This is a genomic window from Leptothoe sp. ISB3NOV94-8A, assembly GCF_043421595.1.
Classification (GTDB): domain Bacteria; phylum Cyanobacteriota; class Cyanobacteriia; order Phormidesmidales; family Phormidesmidaceae; genus Leptothoe; species Leptothoe turfae.
Genome location: NZ_JAXSQW010000001.1, coordinates 5,863,904 through 5,887,982 on the forward strand (window position 1 = coordinate 5,863,904; position 24,079 = coordinate 5,887,982).

Sequence of the window (24,079 nt, forward strand, 5' to 3'; positions counted from 1 at the left end):
CACCACGTCAATCGCTACGCAAGAATCTGCTGCTGTTAAAATCCCTCGACAGCGGTGGCAAATTTTTCCGCCTCAGGTACAGCAGGCGCAGCGGATGGCAACGGTGACACAGCTATCACCTCTGCTGGCTCAAGTCTTGATTAATCGAGGCGTGCAAACTCCGGAGCAGGCATGGCTATACCTGGATCCAGAGACGCAGCAGCTACCATCGCCTCTGGATGAGTTTCCAGATTTGCTGCGGAGCGTTGATTTGTTAGCAACCGCCATTGAACAAGGGCAAAAAATTGCCATCTGTGGTGACTACGATGCCGATGGGATGACCAGTACAGCTTTGCTGTTACGGGCTTTGTGGCATTTGGGGGCCGATGCTCACTATGCTATTCCGAGTCGTATGCAAGAGGGCTATGGTATCAACCGTCGCATTGTGGACGATTTCCATGCAGAAGGGGTGAGGTTAATTCTCACTGTCGATAATGGCATTGCGGCCTATGAACCTATTGCCCATGCGGTTGATCTAGGTCTCACCGTCATTATCACCGACCATCACGATCTGCCAGAACAGCTGCCGCCAGCCCAGGCCATCCTTAATCCCAAACTATTGTCCACAAGTTCTCCTTACTATGGTGTGGCTGGTGTTGGTGTGGCTTACATTCTCGCGGTTTGCCTGGCCCAAGCGCTTCATCGTAGCCAAGATCTCACAGCTTCGTCGTTAGAACTATTTACGTTAGGCACAATTGCCGATCTTGCGCCTTTAGTGGGTGTGAATCGTCGCTGGGTACGTCGGGGGTTACAGCTATTGCCAAAGTCGCGTATTCCTGGCATTCAAGCGCTGATTGAAGTGGCTGGGTTAGATCAGGGCAAAAAAGCGCTTAAGCCTGAGGCCATTGGCTTTCGCCTAGGTCCACGGATCAATGCGGTAGGCCGCATTGCCGATCCGCAGATTGTTATCGATATGCTCACGACTGAGGATGTGGGTATTGCGTTGCAGCGAGCGATGCAGTGTGAAGAGACGAATGCGCTGCGGCAGCGTATGTGTGAGCTGATTGAGACCCAGGCGGTAGAGTGGTGTGAAGAACAACAGGCCCATGGCAAGCTCAATTTACAACAAGAGCGTGTGTTGGTGGTTGTGCAGCCCGAGTGGCATCACGGGGTAATTGGTATTGTGGCATCCCGCTTGGTAGAACGCTATGGTGTGCCTGTTTTTATCGGCACCTACGAAGACAAAGAGAAAAAAGAGATTCGCGGTTCTGCCCGAGGGATTCCTGAATTTAATGTGTTTGAAGCCCTTCAGTCCTGTGATGATCTGTTGGATAAATATGGTGGGCACCGGGCTGCGGGTGGCTTCACCTTTGCGGCGAAAAAACTACGACAGGTGACGTCACGACTGAGTCATTTTGCTTGTCAACATCTACAGCCAGAGTATTTAAAACCCTTGGTTAATGTCGATGTAAAGGCTAATTTCGCCGATATTACTCTGGCTCTTTACGAGCAAATTGATTTTCTCCATCCCTGTGGGATTCAAAACAATGAGCCAGTTTTTTGGACATCCCTGGTCAATATAATTGACCAACAGATTGTCGGTAAGGATCGTAAACATCTTAAGTTAACGCTGGCTCACACCCATCCAGAGACAGGTCAAGTAACCTCCATCAAAGCGATCGCATGGCGCTGGGCTGAGTATCATCCTTTGCCCCATCAGGTTGATATTGCTTACAAAATTCGTCTCAATGATTGGCAGGGACGACAATCTGTTGAGTTAGAACTATTGGGCATCAAGCTAGCCCATCCCGATTTAGCAACAGGTTCGATTCCTCCCTGGTCTGACGAGTCAAAACGTTTAAATGAATCTCCGATTGTTGATACTCCAGGAGTAAAGCATAAGTTAGCTACGGGGTCTCCTCCAACAACAACAATGGCTAATCAGTTAGCCGTCACTCCAAAACGTCCCCCTGGGTCTTTGGAGCTTCCCCCAGTCAAGGAGCAGAGCCCAAAAGTAGCAGAATCTCGGTCGATTAATGGGTCTAGTTCGCTGCCTCCTCCTAAGGCGATTGATAGTTTACCCGTGGCCGCTACCCATGCTGAATTTTTCTATGGCAAACGCCGCTATGTGAGTACCATTGAGCACGCAAATACCCAAGAACTGCAGATTCGTAATTGGGAGGGGCGGTTGTTGATCGTGCAACTGCCCCAGCGACGTGGGGTTTTATATGTGCCTGGCGAGCCTCCTGAAGTGGTGGATCTTTCAGATACTTATTATTTCAATTTATTGCGGGCGGGGTTGAATGCTTTAGAGCTAAAGCAAAAGACAAGCTTGCTAATTTATAAAGACGAGTTGCTGGCAGAAAAAGATGAGCTGCTTAAGGAGAAGGATAGCCAGATTGCCACATTGAACCAGCAAGTTCAAATCTTAGAAGATAAGCTGACTCAGCTCTCTGAGGCAAAGCAGACGGCTTTCCAGGAGTTGCAAACCGAGCTCCAACAGCAGCAGGCTGCGATCGCAAATAAAGAAGCCCACATCGTACAGCTCCAAACTGAGCGACCACAAAGAACGTTACCACCCCCAGATGCCAACGTCATTAAACAAGAGGTGCGCAAAGCTTTAGGCGACAGCGTTTGGTTCTGTATTCAGGCAGACTCTCAAAAAGATTTGTGTGCGGCCTACCGCACTTACCACATGCTGCAGTCTGAGGGGGCTGATCCTGACATTGCTGACTATTCCGAAGCAGGGATTCGTCTGAGTTTTGCAGTAGAGCGTGAGGTGATGCAGCCGTTCTTTGGTGACCTTTACGATTTTGTCCGACTGGAAGGGTTGACAGAGATTGGAGGTATTGCGTTAGGCCCTCACCAAAGATATACCCTAGGTATGATGCCCTCCTTGCTTGCAGCTCAATGGCGCACTTTAAAGCGAGATGCATTGACCCAGCAGAACAAGGTACCTGAGAAACAGCTCTATCGTACGTTTAAAAACTCACAGGGCTTAAGTCAGCGAGATCGTGAGTTGCTGGCGGAGTTTTTTGAGCAATGGGAGCACCCTATGACAGCTTGTTTGGGCCAAAAAGGGAAGCAAGCGGCAGCTAGCCTCGATCAAATTAGCCGTTTGCGGAATATTGCGGCCCATGGGGAAAGTTTTTTGTACGAATGGCACTATATATTGCTACGTCAACTCGTAGTCGGAGGATCAAATCGACGCGGTTTGTTTCGGCAGATTTATGGGGGTTAAGATGCCATTAGAGGCACATCTTGTCCAAACCTGTGGATAACTTCAAACATAGCTCAGAAGCTAGTTAGATTGATTTTAGTTGAAATATAAAGACAGCTGAAATTTTGTCATCCCAATGCATTGAGCACTTCTAGCTCTCTAAATAATTTAGTCTGTTTACTATAAATTGCGAACGATAATGGCAAAAATTTAACTTTTTCCAGAATTTTCCACATGTTTTCCACAGAGTTTTCCACAGACTGTGAAGGTTTTCCACAGGTCTGATAATTCAATCGGGCTATCCGTAATGAGGCGCAGAAAAAATTTCTCCGTATGCCTAAACATAATTAAGGAATTGAGATCAGATATAACCTGCCTATAAAGATTTACGTCAAGCTTTGCTAAATCTATACTTTTCGCAGTTACGCACTAATAATCCGGAAATCTCAGGGAATTAAATATTGAGCTGTGTAATGATGGCTATCGAAAATGGGGACCCTGAACCTGTGTGTCGATCTACACATGATTTTGTGTTGACATATACATAGGCAATGTATGCGGCAAGTCAACTCAAATCCCGATTTTTGTTGGCTGTGATTTTCATCAATACCAGTATCATTTCCGGCATCTATCCTTAAGATTTGTATAACTAAGTGATACTGCCCTGCGCGCATCTGCCGTATAAATACATAGATACTTATGATGAGTAGTCAAGTTATTGATATCGCCAGTGTCAGTGGCCAATCAAGTGAACAGGATGAGCGCTACAGGCTGGAGATTAATATTTGCGATCGCATCATTCAGCGCTATCCCTATCACTATCAGGCTTGGAACTATCGCAGTTACTTATTAGCCAGCATTGGTCAATATGAAGCAGCCGCTGAAAGCTACCGTCACACTCTATCTTTGAAGGCAACGGAACATCGCGTATGGTGTAATTATGGTTCTGTTCTTGAAAAACTGGAAGCATTAGACGAAGCCGCAAAATGCTACGGTCACGCCCTGAAGCAGGCTCCGTTCTATTTCAAAGCCCAGTATCGAAAAAGCAAAAACCTGCATCGAAGGGCCTTATACGGCGAAGCTATTGTGAGTTACGAACAAGCAATACAGTTACGACCTGATTCTTATAAGCTTTGGTACTATCGCGGCAAAGCACTACTACAGCTCGATCGTATTGACCAAGCCATTGCCAGCTTTAATAAAGCTGTGGAACTCTATGATGGCGATAGCAAGCTATGGTTGGTGCTGGGACGCACGCTCTTACAGGTGCACAACCCCCAAGAGGCCTTAAGGGCCCTGAACCATTCCATTCATCTTGACCCCGACAATGGCAGTGTGTGGAGTTATCACGCGGCAGCACTCAAGGCTCAGGGGTATTTCGAAGATGCACTGACCAGTCTTGACAAGTCTGTGATCTTAGAGCCAGAGAAGTCGCGATTTTGGCATCTGCGAGGTCTGGTGCTTTTAGAGATGAATCGGCTAACTGCCGCCGAAGAAAGTTTTACCACATCCCTGAAACTACAGGCCTACAACTATCAAGCATGGCTGGCGATGGCATGGACATTGCAAAAGATGGGGGATTTTAGTCGCGCCATTGAAGCCTACGATAAATCTTTAGCCATTGAGCCTGATCAGGCCTTTGCATTTTATAACCAAGCCCGTTGCCACGCTCGCTTAGGTCAAGATATGTGGGCGTTAGAGCATGTGCGGCGAGCCATGTCCCTAGACCCCCAAATCTATTCAGAACGCGCTTATGCTGATCCGTTGCTTCAGGCCATTGTGCAAGATATGGAAGAGGATGATAGCGGCGAAGATTTAAAGGAAATAGAACTGATTGCCCTTGATTCCCATTAAAACCATGTGGGGACGTTCCATAGAACGTCCCCACATGGTTTTTTGAATGGAGCTAAGCGGGCTCGAACCGCTGACCCCCTGCATGCCATGCAGGTGCTCTACCAGCTGAGCTATAGCCCCTCGCGTTTATTAATAATCTCTTGCCAGGAGCTTACCGTCAAGGGATTTTATTAGGCTTTTGCGATCGCTCCTGCGCATTATTGGCCAGCACGGTTTAGAAAACGTATATGACAGTTATCTCACCTGGTGTCCCTAGTTTACTTCAGACATGCCTGAAGTCGCCTTTCGGCATCAGTCAAATCGCATTCAGTCGCTCGTTGAGATAAGTCATACCCAATCCACATTCATTCAATCCGATTACCAATACCCAATCCTGTAGGGGCACTCCCTTGTGGATGCCCTGCGATACCGGGCGCTATCGTCAGGATTTCTTAGCCTACATCGTTTTCAGGTTCTGCCAAGTATGGTGGACTTCTTTGTGTAGTGATCAACAACACACCAAAAAAGAATGAGGATCACAAGCATTACATCGGAATGAACGGGGAGTAGACCGTTTCTATATATAGAACAAACAAAACACGTTCTCACCTATCACTATTGTGGAGCTCCTCACCATGACACCCTCTCAAATCGAAGGTCTTCAAGTTTGCCTCTGTTTTGCACTGTCCATGGTGATTCTGGCTCCACTGTTCTGTTGGGTCTTGCCCAATCGTCAGCACGTTCTCTAAAGCCTCCCATGTTTGCCTTGCTCGCCATTAGCCCGTCAGGAATCACCTATGCAACTCGCTGATATCGGTGCACCTTACACTCCTGCTGCACCAACTGTCGCAACCATCGAAACTGACATCCAGCTTTGCTTTAGAGACTTTGCTTTTAAAATGAGAACCCTAAAAGAGTGTCTTCCTAAGTCTTCCATCGGTAGCCTCACCTATCGCAACGTTCGCTACAACGCATAGTTTTTTCATCGTTGAATCCAGTAGAGTAGACGTCATAGAGCCTCCGGCAGTTTTGTCAGGGGCTTTTTTTTGGAGTGTTGTGGTGCCCTCTTGGGGTATATAAATTTGACCACTACAAAATAATCGCTGCAATCCCTGAAATCTTTGCTTTACAAGGCTTATAGAGGCTACTTTCATTGGAGAAATTTTAAAGAGGTCAATAAATGTCAAGGAAAGATGATTTGCTTTACATTTCTTTATATATTATTGATTTTAACAAGAGTTGCCGCACTGCATTCCAATCTAGGCTCCCTTCGGTGATTCATGTCTGGATAAGGATGAGGCACTAACTGCCCAGATGTTGTTTGAGAAGAGCACAGGTAGCTGATCTTGTTGCTATTCGTTTGTTAAATATTGTCGAAATGCAGACCCATAACCAAGACAACAGAACTGTTTATTGTGCAGAACTCCCTACACCAAATCTTTCCCGAGATATTTTAGCTGTAGCCTGTATGAGTATGGGGGTCGTTCTATGCATGTGTTTGGGGGAGCCTTGCAGTGGTTTTCGTCAGTCGCGCACGTGTTCGTCCTTGCTAAGCAATACATATCACTCAAGGGTGCATTAATGAAGGGTTCTGAATCACCCAGTACAATACAGGCGATTGATAATGGGGAATATGCATGCCAAATCTGCGATCGCGCTTTCGATTTTGGGTTATGTAGCCTGGTCAAGGTCAAAGGCCATCACAACCCAATAACCGGCTATCCATCGTCATATTTCTCAATAGGTAGAAGGGTGCTGGCATTAATCTCTTGACGAACTTCACGGCTCACATAACAGTCTCCATGAAGACAGATAGATAATAACTTATTAACATCATAGTATTCCTTAAGGGCTTTTATTTCACTTTCTACAAAACCCCAGTCATGGCCTATATTTCGATACTGTATGATTACATCTCTAAATTTAGTGCTCCAATCTAAACCATTGTGAGCCCACCATTCACGGGAGTCTACAGTTTTGCTAGGAAGTTTTTCCTTTAATTTAATTAACTCCTCTTTTAGTTCTGCACTTGCATTGTGTTCAATACATTGACGCATTAGTGACAAGATATCTTTGTGCCACTTTAAAAGGGTATCAGCTTCTTTTAGGGGAGTATTGTGCATAGATGTACTAACATTCAATGTGGTGACTAACTCTGAATCTAGAATAAAATCTTCGCTTTCTGTTTGTGTTTTGATCGTTCTCTTTCTTATCACTAAATTAAAATAAAAGACTTGGCTGATAGCTTTTAGATTGCCAATACTCTTACTGCTTTTAACTGAAGAAGACTTTTCATTTAGCCAATCAAGAAATGAATCTATTTTCTTGTTTTCTTGAACTATTTTGTCAATTTCATGCTTTATAAGTCTAATCAAGTAGTCTGCATTAGGGAGCATACATGAGACAAGCGAAAATACCTCTTGCCATCTGTAATCAGTAATATGAATAGCCAGTGATTCTAGGACCTTTTTTTGTTCTTCAGGATCCAATGTCTTAACGATTTTAAGACTGACAAAATACTCATGAAATGTTCTGTGGGAGAATGAAAATATATCTTTTGCTACCTCAGTAATCAAACCATGCTGAGCAATCATGGAATCTAATACAGAATTGCAATCTAGCTCTACATCTTCAGGTGAACTAATGGAGCGTGGTAAATTATAAATATATTCTCTAATTTGATAATCTATTGTTTTTCTTTTGAATAATCCTTCATCTTTTTCAAAAGTGGCATATGCTATTTTGCTAAGTAAATCTTCTTTCTTGTTCTTAGACAGCTTTCTGTAAGTTTCAGGCCGTTCTACCGCTCTGCTAACATCCCATTTCCTCAATAAGACATCGAGACCTTCTTGATATAATTCAGCCTGATTTTTGGGGAATTCCTCTGAATCCTCAAAAACCATGCATAGTAAGGTTAGCAGTAAAGGATTGGTCGCCAGCTCACTAATCTCTTCGTCTTTGCTAATTCGGTTAATGAACTTCTCTGTTTTTTGAGGAGATTTTTTTGTGGCAAACCAGTTTTTTGAAAACATACTGATCTGCTCTTTGGTGAATTCGCAAACTTCAGCCTCCAGAAAGTTTTCAAATTTATATTCACTTGCAGCCAAGCGGCATGTAATTATAAATCTATTTTTGCTATATGTCTGTGATATTTCCTTGATTAGTCTGATGACTCGATTAAAATTTTCTTTTCGAACTTCGTCTAGTCCATCAAATAAAAATAGAATTTTTGCCTCTCTTAAAAGTAGCTCAAAACTTTCTTTGTTGACTTCACAACTAAGTAACTCATTCTCTATATACTCTTTTAAGCCTATTTGGTGATCTTGGTTCTGAAAATCCTTTAAAGAAATAAATATTGGAACATAACCAGGTAGTATTTCTGATTTATTTGCAAAGACAGCAACATATTTTAAGAAGGTTGTTTTTCCAGCTCCTGGTCTTCCAAGTAGAATAAGTTTCGAGTAATTTTCAACGAGCTCAAGCCCTGAAAATTTGACACCTTCAAATAATCTGGAGATGTTGAATTTGAGGTCATTAGTTTGATGACGCTGTTGAACTATTTTTACTAAGTCTGATAGTTCTATACGTCTTTTGGATAAGATTTGTTTGGTAATCTTGACCTCTGTAAAAATGTCTTCCACTTCAATGGGTTTGCTCATGTCAAGAATTTGCATGAATCCACATTTCTCATTGATGAGTGCTCGGGTTTTGCTCTGGATTTCCTGTACTAGAATTTCGATCGCATTGTTGACTATTTCATAGACTTGCTTGTCAGAAGGATATGCATTTTGATACATATCCAGAACTTTAAAGAAAAGTAACTTTGATTTTCCAGGAGTATTTCCAGAAGAGATATTGAATTTCTTATAAACCTTTGTCATTCGAGAACTGTATCTTTCTCTCGATATGTTTAAGATCTTAGCGACCACTAAGTCTGACAGCTCAATGTCTGCTAAGCGTTCTACAAAAGCTTCTTTTTGTAATTCTGTGAGATGGTTTTGGTTGGCAATGAACTCAAGATAAGAGCGTGGTATTGAAAGCATATTCAGGAACCAACATGGCTATCTTCGGTTATAGCACCTCCCTCTACGAGATAAAGTGACTTCCTTCTTAAGGCTGAAAATCTTAGATGGAAGTCTAACTTTATTGTGATGCCTCCAGTTCAGAGGATTCCTTTTTTTGTCAAATAATTATGCCGGAAACGTTCTACTGACCCATGTTGAACAAAGACATGATAGATATTCGCCAATTGATGGCGTCTGAATGCTTTTCAGGATCTCTGCTTAGGTATGTAAGTATGTAAGCGGAATAGTTGATCGCTAAGTAATCAGGCGATGTGCCATGCTAATCCTAAATGAGTTCCTGAAGTCTGAACATTTCATATAGCCGCATAAGAGTGTATTTGTTCAGACTGTTTGTTGTCAGATCTTAAATCGTGTCGAAAATTTAAGTGGCTAGAGCAGTTATTCCTTTTTGTGCTGTCAACTGTTATCGATTGATCAGGCTCGAATTATGCTCTCCTTAACAAAAGAATACCGATGTGATGCGACTCCTTTGTCACATCGAGAAATCGTAGTACTGAATCTTCTTATTAAGGTTCTTTTAGAAACGTGGTTTAAAAGGTTGCGACAATCTCACCCTTCTCCTACAAACAGCTACTTAGAAGGTGTTGGTACGGCGGATACTGAGATTACCCCCTGCAAGCGAGGTCGGGTTAGGCTCAATGGTTCCTGGTGGTCAGCCTTATCCAATAGCAATATGACTATTTATCCTGGTCAGAAAGTCCGTGTTACAAGTCGCCAGAGTCATACCTTGCTGGTTGAACTATCTCAGTACGGCTGAGAAAAATTCTGTTCATTTTAATAGTTATCTCAATCAGGTGGCATTTATGAAAGAGAAAGTACTGGTGATTTCTGACATTTCTGACATTGTTTATACTTGTCCAAAATGTTCAAAAACGTCTTTGGTGAAAATAGGCCCTGATCTATATCAATGTGTTGATTGTAAGTCTCAGAAAGAGCAGACTTCTGAGACCCATAATAATTTCACTACATTTGTTTTTGGATTGATGGGTTGGTTGATGCTTCTCTTGCTAATCTAAATGTTAATGTTTGTCTTTTGTTACTTGTGTTTCGATTTTGACGCACTAAGCAGAGATTCTGGCTTTGGATCCTCTGGCAATAATGCTGCTTTGATTAGTGTTTTGCGATTACTGAGCGACAAGGTGGACACTTTACTGTAGTGAAAGCTTAATTGAGTAAAAGTAAACCCATTATGTACCGTAAAAAAAATTAGTGACTCTTGTGTTGTGGTTAGCTATCCGCGATAAAGTCGAGAGACACTTTTCGTCTAACGACTACGATGACCACCCCTGCTCCTAATTCATCCTCTGCTGATACGGAAGCTCTAATTCTGCAATTGCGGCGTAAGCAAGGCAATTGGGTTGACTGGGCAATGGCTTGCCAGACTTTACAGAAGTCTGGCATGTCGCCCCAAGCGATTTTTGAAGGGACTGGGTTTGAGCCAATTCAGCAGAATCAAATTATGGTGGCGGGGCAGGTATATCAGTCCATTCTTGGCGGTGCTGTTGCAGAACCCGTGCTAGAGCACTTCACTGCCCGAGGGAGTGACTCGCTCTATGAACTGCGGATTTTATCTAAGGATGATCGAGCTCAGGCGGTTCAGTTTATCTATGACCAGGGGCTAGATTCTGAGCAAGTGCGTGATGTGGCTAAGGCCCTGAAGGAGTTTTCTTACCGTCATGACCTGCCACCTGGTTTTACCAATCATCCAGGAGATGCGGTGGCATTTTCCTACTGGGGGTTTGCTCGGCAGACGTCTGATTTGCAGGCTCGATCACGGTTGATTGCACAGGGGTTACGGTTTGCCCACAGTTTGGGTGCTCGTGAAGCCATTGAGAAACTACTCACTGATTTTGCGGTAGTCAAGGCTAAGACTGCACCTCGACTACCTCTATTTCGCATAGAGACAGATACTGATGTGCCCTTTGTGGTGCCAATGGTCGGGCAGTGGCCGATGTCAGCTGATGTTTTTCAGGCTGTGCCCAAGATGGAACCAGAAGGTGCGTTTGGTGTGGTGAAATCTGCGGGTGAACAGGCTTGGGTGCCGGTGCCAGGGTGGCAGGTGGTGTTGACAGCGCAGGATGCGATCGCATTCCTCATGCCTTTCAATGAACTGCCCAATCAGGCCGATAGTACGGTCTCAGAGACAGTATTGATCCTTGTGGATCGCCAACAGCAAGCTTGGGATGATAGCAGCTATTTTCTGGTCAGTGACGATAGTGGTCAGCTAGCTATACGCTGGTTTGATACAGACCCTGGTATGCCCCTATTGGGTCGAGTCATCGTTATCGTACGACCCAAGAAAGTTCTAGACGAAGCCTATACCCAAGAACTTTGGCAAATTGACGAATAGCTACTGCTAACTTGAAGGCATAAACGCCGATGACTTAGGAGGAATTATGGCTCTAGAACGTCGACTATCACGGGCAATGTTTGAGGCAACTGAGCTAGTGGAATTGCGGCAAATTTGCTTTACCCCAGGTCGTGTCTTTGAACCCGGTAAATACATTACTGGGGACTTACCAGATGTTGCATTCACCATGGGCCTGGTGGAAAAACTGCCCCCAGTGCGCGGTAAGAGTGAAGAGGTGGCTGAGTCGGAAGACGTTATCAATACAACCGAAGAATAACTCTTTGGGGTGACAGCGTCATGCGGGATGTTTTCCATAAGCCTACCTCCATGGCCTAAATTGATACCCCAAAGCAGAAAACAAAACCAAAAAGGAGCTAGATCTATCTATACCCGTCCGTTAGCTAAATTAATTGAAGAATTTCAGCGATTGCCAGGTGTGGGGCCTAAAACTGCCCAGCGTCTGGCGTTGCATATTCTTAAACGCCCTGAAGCCGAAGTCCGAGCCCTAGCCCAGGCGCTAGTAGATGCCAAACAACAGGTGGGTCAGTGCTCAATTTGCTTTCATCTATCGGCGGACCCCGTGTGTGACATCTGTCGCTCTACACGTCGGGACAATCAGACTCTTTGTGTTGTGGCAGATTCCCGCGATGTCATTGCCATTGAGCGCACCAGAGAATTTAAGGGCAAATACCATGTGCTGGGCGGTCTCATTTCACCGATGGATGGCATTGGTCCAGAGCAGCTAAACATTGGTCAACTGGTACACCGGGTCAACAAAGACGATATTGGAGAAGTGATTTTGGCCATCAGCCCTAGCATTGAGGGAGATACCACAACGCTGTATGTGGGACAGTTGCTCAAGTCATTTACGAAAGTGACTCGTATCGCCTTTGGTTTGCCCATGGGGGGCGATTTGGAATATGCAGATGAAGTAACCCTAGCCCGAGCGTTAGAAGGACGCCAGGCTTTAGGTTAGGGCAGGTATCGCCCACTTGGCCAGGTGGCATGTTTTTTACCGCAGCTTCTGCTTGATGAAGGCCAAAATCTTGGCAGTCTGATTTTTGAGCGTAGCGACTTCCTTTTGTAGGGTGGCGACCTGCTGTTTCAATGCAGCGATTTCAGCAGCACTTTCGCCACTGGCAGCGGCAGCGGCGGCAGGCGCAGCAGCGGCAGTACTTATTGGGCGTGCCTTACGCGCTTTTACCATGGAAGCTTTGATGGCTTCAATGAGTTCTTTTTGCTCAAAAGGCTTCTGAATAAATTCAAAATATTCGAAAGGGCCTTGAATTTTTTCGGTAACTTCTTCCCGACGCCCTGACATCAGTACGAGGGGGATCTTTTGTAGCTCTGGAGAAGCTTGGATTTCTTGGAATACTTCCCATCCACTCATCCGTGGCAGTAAGAAATCGAGCATGATCAGGTTAGGCTTTTGGTTGCGAATGGCTTCTAACCCTTCAACGCCATCAGTGGCTTCAATCACCTCGAAGTTGCCCTGGGGCAACATATCCCGGACGCGCATGCGGATCACTCTGCTATCATCGATAACTAAAATCTTATGACTTGCTGCCACGACTAACTCCTAATAAATAGATAGCTACAGTTTAGGTAGGGGACGTTGCTGATACGCTTCTGACTCAGCAACGGTATAAAGCAATGTTGCCCAGGTCGGCAACGATGTAAGTCTGATCCTGACTAGTTTCTAAGAATCATATAGGATCAAAAAGGCTATAGAACGCTGCTATTAAGTCACCATCGTGTCTATGCTCACGTAATGCCGAGGATACCCAAGTCTACTTAGACAAGCTGATTGTGTCATGGAAAGTTTATCTCAAATGCGTTCCAGCGGTACTGCTAGGCCTGAGATTGTTCAGATGCCTGATTGGTTAATGCGACCAATCGGTCGGGCTAGCGAACTGTCGACGGTTCAAAAAATTATTAAACAGAGACAGATCCATACGATTTGTGAGGAGGGGCGATGTCCTAATCGCAGTGAGTGCTACGCAAATAAAACAGCCTCATTTTTGTTAATGGGGCCTACATGCACTCGTTCCTGTGCATTTTGTCAGGTTGATAAAGGTCATGCTCCCATGCCCCTCGACCCTGAAGAGCCTCAAAAAGTGGCCGAATCGATTAAATTACTAGGTCTCAAATATGTGGTGCTGACATCGGTGGCGCGGGATGATTTGCCTGACCAAGGTGCGGGCTGGTTTGTGGCAACTATGACGGCTATTCGTTCAGTGAGCCCAGATACCCAAATTGAGTTGCTAACACCTGACTTTTGGGGTGGGCCTAACTCTGCTGAGAATCAGCGGCAACGGCTAGCGATGGTTGTGGACGCTAGGCCCGCTTGCTTTAATCACAATGTGGAAACTGTCGAGCGTTTGCAGGATCCGGTGCGACGGGGTGCTAAGTATCGTCGATCGCTAGAGGTTCTGCGTTATGTGAAGGAACTGGATGCGTCTATTCCCACTAAGTCTGGTCTTATGCTGGGCCATGGCGAAACCGAAGATGAGCTGGTACAGACGATGAAGGATTTGCGAGCTGTGGGCTGCGATCGCATCACCCTCGGCCAATACATGCGCCCATCCCTAGCTCATTTACCCGTTCAACGCTATTGGACCCCCGATGAATTTGACCACTTGGGCACAATTGCCCATGACCTGGGCTTTTCCCAGGTTCGCTCCGGTCCATTGGTGCGCAGTTCCTACCATGCCGGTGAAGAATAAACCGGAAGATGGGCATTGCCCACCCTCCGGTTTATTCGATTGTTTGCGCCGCCAATTCCCGCCATTCTTTAACTGCATAGGGCGGCACAATTATTTCGCTAGGAGCTTTTCCCTGTAACGGCACCGCTAAGGTTAACGGAATTGCCTTTTGCAAGTTGTCCATTACAGGGGTGAAATCGTACTGATTGGTGTTGTCGGGTAAAGCGGGTGTCGGCGGATCAAGCTTAGGGGTGGCCTGCCACTCCAAGGCAGTGCCCGTGTTGATGGTCAACGGTTTTTTGGGGTCGACATCGGCAACACCAGGGAAGCCCACCAGACGCAAATATAGGCCGTCTAAACCATCGGGACGATAGCGCTTGAACAAAATCGCCTGCCATGAGTGGTCGTTGCGATCGCGAAGGCTTTGTTGCGATCTCAATGTGGTTTGGCCAGGGCGCTCGTGATACACATGTACCGAGGCTAAGGCTGGAGGTGCAAGCAGAAGAAACTGCAAGCAGAGACAAATGAAAATACCAATCAGCTGCCGAACCATAGAATGTCGTGAAATATCCCTTTTAGGATAAGTCGAATTCATTTGGGTGCAGAATTGATTAATCATTGTCGGGAGGTTCCATGGAACCTCCCGACAATGATTTTGCCTATGGTTTCTATAGTTTGTTTAAGGCATCTAACACTAGCCGATAGCGGTTGGCTTCATTATTGGTCAGGTAAAGGCTGCCTGCTTTCTCTAGGTCAGTAACTGCCGCGCGTCTGTTACCCATCCGAGCATTGGTAATGCCACGGTAATAAAACACATCTGCGTCTAAGACATTCGCTGCAATCACTGCTGAGAAGTCAGTGTATGCGCTCTGGTAGTCGCCTGAGTCATAATGCATGCGCCCACGGCTAGCATAGGCACTCCAATAGGCACTATTCAGATTGATAGCAGTGCTGTAATCGCTCAAGGCGCTAAAGCTGTCACCTAAATCAGCAAAGGCGTCACCACGATACTTATAGGAAGGTGCATGCTCAGGCTCCAGAGCCAGAGCTGCTGTATAGTCGCTAATGGCAGCCTGTTGCTCTCCAGCCTCTAAATATGCATTACCTCTTCTATAGTAGGCTTCAGCAGAGTCAGGAGATAGTGCTAATACCTTCGAAAAGTCGTTAATGGCATCTGCTGTATTATTTGATGATGCAAAAACTTGCCCACGAACCAGGTAAGCATCAGCATTGCCAGGTTCTAAGGTCAGCACTTGATTGAGATCTGCAACTGCTGCTTGGGGGCGAGCCTCAGAAATGAGGGCGAAGCTGCGGTTGTAGTATGCTTCGACATTGTCTTCATCAATGTCGATGGCTTCGTTGAAATCCTGTAGTGCTTCTCTGGTGTCACCAATGGTGTAGTAGGTAGCACCGCGATTGATGAAGGTGGCTGCGTTATTATCATCCAGCTCAATGGATTGCGTGAAATCACTAATGGCACTTTCTGGACTGTTCAGTGCTTTGAAAACTAAGCCTCGATGGAAGTAAGCCGATGCATTGCTGGGATCGAGTCGAACCGCGTCATTTAGGTATTCCAAAGCAATTTGCTGATTCCCTTGTTCAGACGCGATCAGGCCAAGATAAATGTAAGCATTGGCCGATTCAGGATCTGTTGCAATCGTGCGCTCAAAATCTGTAGTTGCCAGATCCGTACGGCCCAGGTCGTAGTAAAGGATGCCGCGATTGAGATAGGCTGTGCTGTAATTAGCATCAATTGAGATCGCCTGGTTATAGTCATTGAGGGCAGCTTCTGTATTTTCTAAGCGGGCGAAGGCAGCACCCCGAAATAGATAGGAAGGTGCAAAATCAGGTTTTAGATTGATAGCTGCGTTGAATTCTTCGATGGCGGCCTCATCATTGCCATCTTGATAGTCTTCTAATCCTTCATTAAAGAGGTCTAGGTAATTTTCAGTGACGGGCTCTTCTGCCGCTGGTTCGTCCTCAGCAGCTTCCTGATCTGGGAGAATATCTTCTTCTGGTAAAACAGGCTCTATAAACGCTGGTTGGACTTCAGCTGGAGCCTCGGCGTCAGTATCTTGAAAGAGCGTTTCTTCTTCAAATGTTTCAGCTTCGGTGGTGGCAACGGATTGAGCTATGCCCGCGGCCGTAGTACTACCGAAGAAAGCAAATGTGCTCAGAAGGAGCAGAGCAAATCGGTTCATAATCATGTCTCTTAACCCCGTATCTGCATGCGTTTACTAAAACTTACCCAGAGTCGGGACTAGAGTTTCTACTTAACCAATAATTGTTGATATGAATGGGGGTATTGAAAGTTGGGAAAACCTTTTTGGTTAGGGGGCTTTAGCAAACTTGCGATCGCCAACATCACATCGAATCTGATGGTCCCCCTCGCCGGGTTGATCGACACTGCATTTCTCGGACACTTGGCCGACATTCGCCATCTAGCGGGTGTGGCCCTGGCAACGGTGCTGTTTAACGTTATCTACTGGAGTTTTGGCTTTTTGCGCATGGGCACCACTGGCCTCATTGCTCAAGCGGCGGGGCGAGGTGATCGCACAGAGCAATGGCGAGTGGGTCTAAGGGCGCTGATGGTGGCCTTAACCATGGGCTTGTTGATGCTGCTTTTGCAAACTCCACTGCGGGTGCTAGGGTTTGCTATTCTCCAGGCCGATGCGGATGTGCTGGATGCTGGTTTGGCCTTTTATCAGGGGCGCATCTGGGGGGCACCAGCGGTGCTCATGAACTATGTGTTGCTGGGTTGGTTGCTGGGGTTGGGCCAGGGGCGGCGAGTTTTAGCCCTGGCTGTGGTGGGTAATGGGGCTAATATCCTGCTCGACTATTGGATGATTGTGCGTTTGGGTTGGGAGAGTCATGGGGCTGGGCTGGCCACGGCTTTGAGTCAGTACGCCATGCTGCTGGTGGGCGGCATAGTGCTATTGCGGTCATTACCCTGGGCTCAAATTTGGCAGCAGCGTCTGAGTCTATGGAGTCGTCATGCTATTTCAGCGTTATTTCGCCTAAATCGCGACATTATGGTGCGTACCTGGGCATTGCTGCTGAGTTTTAGCCTGTTTACAAATCTCAGCGGAGTGATGGGTACGGATACCCTTGCAGTCAATACGCTGCTGCTACAGTCGCTCATGCTCGTCACCTACTTTCTAGATGGGATTGCGTTTGCAACTGAGGCCTATGCTGGCCAGTTTCATGGTCAGGGAAAATCGTCTGAACTCAGGGCTTTGGCTAAGATTGGGAGCGGTATCAGTGTGGGATTGGGGGTGGGAATTGCGATCGCATTCATCACCTTTCCTCAAGTTCTCTTTGGTCTGCTGACCGATCACCAAACCGTATTAGCCCAACTAAATCACTATGTTATTTGGCTGCTGCCCGTGTATGGCTTTGGAGCCATTGCCTTTATGTTAGACGGCTATTTTTTAGGCCTAACCTCTGGCACTATTCTGCGAAAGTCCACTGTTTTGGCAACGTTCTGTGGCTTTCTACCATGGGCGTTAATCGCCTATTGGCAGAACAGTCCCCATTGCCTATGGCTAGCTATGGCCTCTTTTATGGCAATCAGAGCCATGACCTTAGCCTGGGCGGTGCCTGGTAGTTGGCAGCCTAGAGCCGAAGCGTCACCCTATTTAGGCTCGCAGCGAATTTCCAATAAAAAACCATCTGGGTCGTAAAAATAAATGCCGCGCCCAGTGGGTCTACTCACAGGGCCATGGTCGATCGCGACCTGATTCTGTTGGAGCAGCTCAACGGCTTGATTAAACAGCTCAGGGGCGATATCAAACGCCATATGATTGGCCCGAGTAAATTGCTGAGTTGGATCCGGATTGGGAGGTTCTAAGTCCGGTTCACCGAAGAGATCCAGGATAGTGCCATCGGGTAGACGAAAGTTAGCCACTTTACCCTGGGCAACAAGTGTTACCAGGGTCTCAGGCACCTCATCGCCTGTGAGCTCATGTAGCCCTAGGATTGAACCATAAAAATGACGGGATGCAGCCATGTCTTTGACGTTCAGGGCAATGTGATGGACCCCTCGGAGGGTATTCGGCAGCAGTCCTGTGCCCCGTCTGTCAATCGATAATGTCATACCAATGCACCAGATTGCGTTGGGTTCTACTTTACTGCCAATCTATTCATCAATAAAACCGATAATAATGGGTATAGTCTCCGCTTTGTTCAACTGCTTTGACATCTATGAATAGTGCTTTCCTCGAACGTCTGCATAGCCCTGCACGGCCCGTACTTGTCTTTGATGGGGCTATGGGAACCAATCTGCAGGTCCAGGAATTAACCGCCGATGACTTTGGTGGTTTGGAGTATGAGGGCTGCAATGAATATTTGGTCGTCACCAAGCCTGAGGCGGTGGCAAAGGTCCATCGTGACTTCTTAGCTTCAGGGGCAGATGTGATCGAAACGGACACCTTTGGAGGTAGTACGTTTGTCCTGGCAGAGTACGGATTGCAGGATAAAGCCTACGACCTGAACAAAGTGGCGGCAGAATTAGCCAAGGCCTGTACGGCTGAGTTTTCGACACCTGAGAAACCTCGCTTTGTAGCCGGTTCCATGGGGCCAGGTACAAAATTGCCCACATTGGGACACATTACCTACGATGAGCTACTTGAGGCATTTACTGTTCAGGCAGAGGGCCTATACGACGGTGGTGTAGATCTATTTATCGTCGAGACTTGTCAGGATGTGTTGCAGATCAAAGCAGCCCTGAATGCGATTGAGGCTGTGTTTGAAAAGAAAGGTGCCCGGTTACCGCTGATGGTGTCGGTGACCATGGAGACCACTGGAACAATGCTGGTGGGCTCTGATATTACAGCAGTGGTCAGTATTCTGGAGCCCTACCCTATTGATATTTTGGGGCTGAACTGTGCTACAGGCCCAGACCTGATGACGGAGCACATTAAGTATTTATCAGAAACCTCTCCCTTTGTGGTTTCCTGTGTGCCAAATGCGGGTCTACCAGAAAATATCGGTGGCCATGCCCACTATAAACTCACCCCGATGGAACTGCGGATGGCGCTACATCGGTTTGTAGAAGATTTTGGTGTACAGGTGATTGGTGGTTGTTGTGGTACACGTCCTGACCACATTGCTGCACTGGCGGAGATTTCCCAGGAGTTGTCCCCAAAAGACCGAGACATTCGCTTGTCCCCGTACTTAAATGGAGCGATGGGATCTTCCCTAGCTTCTCTTGGGGCAGGGGGCGAGAAGATTATGCGCCCCGCCTTGAACTATTCACCTGCGGCGGCTTCGATTTATGGGGCGCAACCCTATGAGCAGGATAATTCGTTCTTGATTGTGGGCGAACGGTTGAATGCGAGTGGTTCCCGTAAGGTGCGGGAACTATTGAACGAGGATGATTGGGATGGGTTGATTGCGATCGCAAAACGCCAGGTTAAAGAAGGTGCCCATATCCTCGACGTCAACGTAGACTACGTGGGTCGCAATGGCGAAGCGGATATGCACGAGATTGTGTCTCGTCTTGTGACTAATGTCACCTTGCCCCTCATGCTAGACTCCACCGAGTGGACAAAAATGGAGGCAGGGCTAAAAGTTGCAGGGGGTAAGTGCATTCTTAACTCCACAAACTATGAAGACGGTGACGAGAGATTTTTCAAGGTTCTAGAATTAGCCAAAACCTACGGTGCGGGTGTTGTTGTTGGCTGTATTGACGAAGATGGCATGGCCCGTACTGCTGAGAAAAAGTCCCAAATTGCGCAGCGTGCTTATCATGATGCTCTCGAATACGGCCTGCCACCCCATGAGTTGTTTTTTGATACCCTAGCGCTGCCGATTTCCACTGGTATTGAAGAAGATCGAGAAAACGCAAAAGCCACGATTGAGGCGATCAAACAAATCAAAGAAACGCTTCCTGGCGTTCACTTCATGCTCGGAGTTTCCAATATCTCCTTTGGCCTGAACCCGGCAGCTCGTATCACCTTAAACTCGGTGTTTTTACATGAGGCTATGCAGGTCGGTATGGATGGCGCTATTGTCTCAGCTGCCAAGATTTTGCCTCTGATTAAAATTGACCCAGAGCATCAGAAAATCTGTAAAGATCTCATCTATGACAACCGAGAATTCGATGGTGAAATTTGCACATACGATCCCCTTGGAGAGCTAACAACCCTATTTGAAGGGGTCACCACCAAAGATGCCCGCTCGTCCGCATCCCTTGCTGATTTGCCCATCGAAGAACGCCTGAAACAACACATTATTGATGGTGAGCGCATTGGCCTTGAAGAGGCATTACAGATTGCTTTAGATACTCCCTATGAGCCATTGCAGATCATTAACACTTTTTTGCTCGACGGCATGAAAGTTGTGGGAGAACTCTTTGGATCTGGCCAAATGCAGTTACCGTTTGTTCTGCAATCAGCTCAGACCATGAAGGCAGCGGTGGCTTTCCTAGAACCACTCATGGAAAAAGAAGACGGTCAAGATGATAGTGGCAAAGGTAAGTTCCTGATTGCCACAGTCAGGGGAGATGTACACGATATTGGTAAAAACCTGGTGGACATCATCCTTACTAACAACGGTTATAAGGTCATCAATCTCGGCATTAAACAAACTGTTGATGCCATTGTTGCCGCCTATGAAGAACATCAGCCAGACTGTATAGCCATGAGTGGATTGTTAGTGAAATCCACAGCCTTTATGAAAGAGAACCTGGCTGTATTTAATGAGAAGAAAATTTCGGCTCCTGTGATTTTGGGAGGTGCTGCCCTGACGCCTAAATTTGTTTATGGTGATTGCCAAGATACCTACAACGGTCAGGTCATATATGGTAAAGACGCATTTGCCGATCTTACTTTTATGGATCGACTCATGCCTGCGAAGAAAGAAGAATGCTGGCAAGATGACGAAGGTTTTACAGGTGACTACGCTCAATATAATCAGAAGGGGCGCAAGGCCATTGAACAGGCAGAAGCTGCTTTAAATGGAGGCGCTGATAAAAGAGAGAAAAAGAAAGAGCCTGAAGTGATTGATACCAATCGCTCTGAAGCAGTTGATATTAATATTCCTCGTCCGACTCCACCCTTCTGGGGGACAAAAATCCTCAAGCCTGAAGACTTTGATATGGATGAACTATATTGGCATCTTGACTTACAGGCATTATTTGTGGGCCAGTGGCAGTTTCGAAAACCTAAAAATCAAACACGCGAAGAATATGATGTGTTTCTAGCGGATAGGGTTCATCCCATCCTGGCGGAGTGGAAGCAAAAGGTGAAAGAAGAAAACCTACTGCATCCTCAGCTCGTCTATGGTTATTTCCCCTGCACGGCTGAGGGCAATTCGGTGCATGTTTACGAGCCTGCTGTCATCGAGCAGGGACTCACCCCTAACGATGCAGAGCCCCTCTTTACCTGGGAGTTTCCTCGGCAGAAGTCCATGCGCCGTTTGTGCATTGCTGATTTCTTCTTACCTAAAGAACAGAATCAGTTTGATGTCTTCCCAATGCAGGCAGTGACTGTGGGCCAGATTTCTGCAGACTATGCCCGCCAGCTATTTGCAGAGGATCAATATACCGACTATCTCTATTTCCATGGCCTGGCCGTCCAGGTGGCTGAGGCCATGGCGGAATGGTGCCATGCGCTCATCCGTAAAGAGCTTGGCTATGGCGATCAAGAGCCTGATAATATCCGCGATATGTTGGCTCAGCGCTATCAGGGAGGTCGCTATAGCTTTGGTTATCCGGCCTGTCCTAATGTGGCAGATCAGGCTAAGCAGTTGGCAATACTGGGCGCTGACCGCATCGGCATGACCATGGATGAAAGCGAACAGCTATATCCTGAGGAATCCACCACAGCAATTGTGACGTATCATCCAACCGCGAAATACTTCAGCGCATAGTGGTGATGATGAACAAAAAGTGTAAATCCGCAGGTAGGTATGTCCCATTTGCTGCAGCCATTCATTGAGGGTCAAAACCAATGACTAGTGAAGTGTCAAAGCTAAAAATTTGGATTCTGTATTGATATTGGTAAAGAGTGCTAGTGTCAGTCATGCTTTTAGGGCTATAGGGTAAAGAGCCGCTCTTCATCCCTGTTACTCTTGGCTCTTCACCAAGAAAATTGCTCACGACACATCTATCGTGTGCCCACTGATTTGGCACAAGTAATGTCAATCTTAGTCGGTATTTTGCAAGCTGAATAGTGATGAATCTTGATAATACTGCCCACCTTTTCTGGCCGACATTACAAAAACGTAAGATGTGCCATGTTGTCTATCGCCATGGCCAAGACCCTATTTATAGTGGTTAATACGCTGGTCTTTTACCAAGACAGTCTAATTTGTTGAGAGAACTAATCAGAATGAGAGCAATTTTGACTGCAATTCTGGCGATCGTTGCCAGTATCGTTTTGACAATGCCTGCTTTTGCAGACGATACCTATGTAGGTGATGTAGCTGCAGGGGAGAAAGTGTTTACCAATACCTGTGCTACGTGCCATGCGGGAGGCAACAACGCTATCGTATCCTCCCAAACATTGAAGCAGGAGGCTCTAGAACAGTATTTGTTTAACTATCGCCTTGAGCATAATGTTGAGGCGATTGTTTATCAGGTTGCGAATGGTAGAGGTGCCATGCCCGCGTTTCAAGGGCGTATTAGCGATAAAGCGATCGCTGATGTTGCTGCCTATGTAAAAGCCCAATCTGAGAGTGGCTGGCCAGAGTAGCGTTACTCGCCACATAAAGAGAGGTTGTCTCGCTCGTTATTGGGATAGTAGCCTCTCTTTATAGCGTGACGAAGACTGAAGCAAGTGTTGGCGCAGCCGCCTCTCCCTTTGGAGATAGCATTCAGCAGCTTGCTATAGATTTATTTCTATAGATAAATCATAAAAAGTGCCCAGCCATTATTATGGCTGGGCACTTTTTAGTTCAATTGAGAAGTAAACTTACCACTTCAGCAAATTGAATTGCTCCATATCGACTGTGTCGCGGTTGCGGTAAATCGACAGCACAATGGCAAGACCTACAGCAGCTTCAGCCGCAGCAATCGTAATCACAAAGACAGCAAAGACCTGGCCCTTGATTTCAGCTGGGTCCAGGTAATTAGAAAATGCCATTAAATTCAGGTTTACGGCATTGAGCATTAACTCAATCGACATGAGTACTCGAATGACGTTTCGGCTTGTGACTAGCCCATAAATACCTACGCAAAAAAGCGCAGCGGCAAGAATCAAAAAGTACTCTAGTTGCATGGATTAACTAACTTCTTCTTATGGATAACTTGACGCAGGTTTAATCTAACTGTCCTGAGTGTCACTGCCAGCAGCTACTAACTCACGAGGACGTTCAGGTAACGTTAGCACTTTAGGCTCGTCAGCAGGCTCATAATCCGGCACATATTCACGACGTGCCAGAATAATGGCTCCCACCAAGGCCATTAATAGTAGTACCGAGGCGAGTTCGAACGGTAGCAAAAAGTCACTAAAAAAGTGCTGACCGATGATTTCAATGGATGCTTCACCAGCTGGCGCAGCTGAAGAGAGCTGCCAGGATGTGGATAGCACCATGGAACTCAGTAAGCTAAACAATCCGATGCACACAGCACCTGTTGCAGCTTTACCAAGCCAAGCATTGGACACGGGTTGAAAATCTTCCCGCTTATTTACCAGCATAATCCCGAACAGAATCAGGATATTGACTGCACCTACATAAACCAGGACTTGAGCTGCCGCCACAAACCCTGCATTTAGCAAGATGTAAAGGCCTGAAATGCTGATAAATACCAGACCCAGCAAAAATGCTGAATAAACAATATTATTAAGCAGCACTACGCCCAGGGCTGCTAATAACATCAAGGCACCAAGGATGCCTAGGGAAACAAATTGTACGCCTTCTGCTAAGTTCACTACTACTCCGGTTATCTAGGCTGCTATTTGCT

General features: G+C 46.3%; 17 protein-coding genes, 1 tRNA gene and 1 pseudogene. 11 read left to right on the top strand and 8 right to left on the bottom strand.

The features are described from left to right. Positions 1-94: 94 nt before the first annotated feature. Both recJ and SPB21_RS25170 read left to right on the top strand, forming a co-directional pair. Positions 95-1,780, top strand: a pseudogene (recJ, locus tag SPB21_RS25165) (single-stranded-DNA-specific exonuclease RecJ); the annotation flags it as partial. 2,118 nt (positions 1,781-3,898) lie between these two features. Beyond that, on the top strand, positions 3,899-5,053 hold the full coding sequence (locus SPB21_RS25170; protein WP_499867971.1) for a tetratricopeptide repeat protein: 1,155 nt from the start codon (positions 3,899-3,901) through the stop codon (positions 5,051-5,053). Between the two features lie 47 nt (positions 5,054-5,100). Here the strand turns inward: SPB21_RS25170 and SPB21_RS25175 are convergent. Further along, positions 5,101-5,173: transfer RNA gene (locus SPB21_RS25175), tRNA-Ala, on the bottom strand. 656 nt (positions 5,174-5,829) lie between these two features. Here SPB21_RS25175 and SPB21_RS25180 point away from each other — a divergent pair. Further along, positions 5,830-6,009 carry a hypothetical protein gene (locus SPB21_RS25180; protein ID WP_163661259.1) on the top strand — a complete coding sequence of 60 codons (180 nt, stop codon included), beginning with the start codon at positions 5,830-5,832 and terminating at the stop codon, positions 6,007-6,009. A 741-nt stretch (positions 6,010-6,750) separates the two neighbouring features. Here SPB21_RS25180 and SPB21_RS25185 read toward each other — a convergent pair. Next, the gene (locus SPB21_RS25185; RefSeq protein ID WP_499867972.1) at positions 6,751-9,075 is read right to left on the bottom strand and encodes an NACHT domain-containing protein; all 2,325 of its coding nucleotides are present in this window, start codon (positions 9,073-9,075) and stop codon (positions 6,751-6,753) included. Between the two features lie 469 nt (positions 9,076-9,544). Here SPB21_RS25185 and SPB21_RS25190 point away from each other — a divergent pair, with 469 nt between their 5' ends. From SPB21_RS25190 to recR, 4 genes are all read left to right on the top strand, one after another. Further along, positions 9,545-9,874 carry an NfeD family protein gene (locus tag SPB21_RS25190; protein ID WP_499867973.1) on the top strand — a complete coding sequence of 110 codons (330 nt, stop codon included), beginning with the start codon at positions 9,545-9,547 and terminating at the stop codon, positions 9,872-9,874. Between the two features lie 519 nt (positions 9,875-10,393). Further along, the gene (locus SPB21_RS25195) at positions 10,394-11,467 is read left to right on the top strand and encodes a RuBisCO accumulation factor 1 (RefSeq protein ID WP_499057120.1); all 1,074 of its coding nucleotides are present in this window, start codon (positions 10,394-10,396) and stop codon (positions 11,465-11,467) included. A gap of 46 nt (positions 11,468-11,513) precedes the next feature. After that, positions 11,514-11,744, top strand: coding sequence for a hypothetical protein (locus SPB21_RS25200; protein WP_006517207.1), 231 nt, complete (start codon positions 11,514-11,516; stop codon positions 11,742-11,744). A gap of 27 nt (positions 11,745-11,771) precedes the next feature. Continuing rightward, positions 11,772-12,443 (top strand): recombination mediator RecR, encoded by a 672-nt coding sequence (gene recR / locus SPB21_RS25205; RefSeq protein ID WP_499867974.1) that lies wholly within the window; start codon positions 11,772-11,774, stop codon positions 12,441-12,443. A 36-nt stretch (positions 12,444-12,479) separates the two neighbouring features. Here recR and SPB21_RS25210 read toward each other — a convergent pair whose 3' ends face one another. Next, positions 12,480-12,986, bottom strand: coding sequence for a response regulator (locus SPB21_RS25210; RefSeq protein WP_499868746.1), 507 nt, complete (start codon positions 12,984-12,986; stop codon positions 12,480-12,482). A gap of 295 nt (positions 12,987-13,281) precedes the next feature. Between SPB21_RS25210 and lipA the strand changes: the two genes are divergently transcribed. Beyond that, positions 13,282-14,193 (top strand): lipoyl synthase, encoded by a 912-nt coding sequence (lipA, locus tag SPB21_RS25215; protein WP_499867975.1) that lies wholly within the window; start codon positions 13,282-13,284, stop codon positions 14,191-14,193. A gap of 31 nt (positions 14,194-14,224) precedes the next feature. Here the strand turns inward: lipA and SPB21_RS25220 are convergent, their stop codons facing one another. Together SPB21_RS25220 and SPB21_RS25225 are read right to left on the bottom strand one after the other, a co-directional pair. Continuing rightward, positions 14,225-14,725, bottom strand: a complete 501-nt coding sequence (locus SPB21_RS25220; protein WP_499057116.1) for a DUF3122 domain-containing protein — start codon at positions 14,723-14,725, stop codon at positions 14,225-14,227. 115 nt (positions 14,726-14,840) lie between these two features. Further along, positions 14,841-16,373: a tetratricopeptide repeat protein gene (locus SPB21_RS25225; RefSeq protein ID WP_499867976.1), complete on the bottom strand. Its 1,533-nt coding sequence runs from the start codon at positions 16,371-16,373 to the stop codon at positions 14,841-14,843. Between the two features lie 111 nt (positions 16,374-16,484). Here SPB21_RS25225 and SPB21_RS25230 point away from each other — a divergent pair, with 111 nt between their 5' ends. Continuing rightward, entirely contained in the window at positions 16,485-17,855 is a 1,371-nt protein-coding gene (locus SPB21_RS25230; RefSeq protein WP_499867977.1) for an MATE family efflux transporter, read from the top strand. Here the strand turns inward: SPB21_RS25230 and SPB21_RS25235 are convergent. Next, a complete protein-coding gene (locus SPB21_RS25235) occupies positions 17,807-18,268 on the bottom strand; it encodes a VOC family protein (RefSeq protein WP_499867978.1) in 462 nt (153 codons plus the stop codon). The two genes, SPB21_RS25230 and SPB21_RS25235, sit on opposite strands and share 49 nt — an antisense overlap. Before the next feature lie 107 nt (positions 18,269-18,375). Here SPB21_RS25235 and metH point away from each other — a divergent pair, with 107 nt between their 5' ends. Both metH and SPB21_RS25245 read left to right on the top strand, forming a co-directional pair. Further along, positions 18,376-22,044 carry a methionine synthase gene (metH, locus tag SPB21_RS25240; protein WP_499867979.1) on the top strand — a complete coding sequence of 1,223 codons (3,669 nt, stop codon included), beginning with the start codon at positions 18,376-18,378 and terminating at the stop codon, positions 22,042-22,044. A 461-nt stretch (positions 22,045-22,505) separates the two neighbouring features. After that, positions 22,506-22,868 carry a c-type cytochrome gene (locus SPB21_RS25245; protein ID WP_006517217.1) on the top strand — a complete coding sequence of 121 codons (363 nt, stop codon included), beginning with the start codon at positions 22,506-22,508 and terminating at the stop codon, positions 22,866-22,868. Positions 22,869-23,087: 219 nt separating this feature from the next. On the opposite strand, the gene nuoK is transcribed toward SPB21_RS25245, so the two are convergent. Both nuoK and SPB21_RS25255 read right to left on the bottom strand, forming a co-directional pair. Further along, positions 23,088-23,393 carry an NADH-quinone oxidoreductase subunit NuoK gene (nuoK, locus tag SPB21_RS25250; RefSeq protein WP_006517218.1) on the bottom strand — a complete coding sequence of 102 codons (306 nt, stop codon included), beginning with the start codon at positions 23,391-23,393 and terminating at the stop codon, positions 23,088-23,090. Positions 23,394-23,438: 45 nt separating this feature from the next. Next, entirely contained in the window at positions 23,439-24,047 is a 609-nt protein-coding gene (locus SPB21_RS25255; RefSeq protein WP_163661237.1) for an NADH-quinone oxidoreductase subunit J, read from the bottom strand. Positions 24,048-24,079 lie beyond the last annotated feature (32 nt).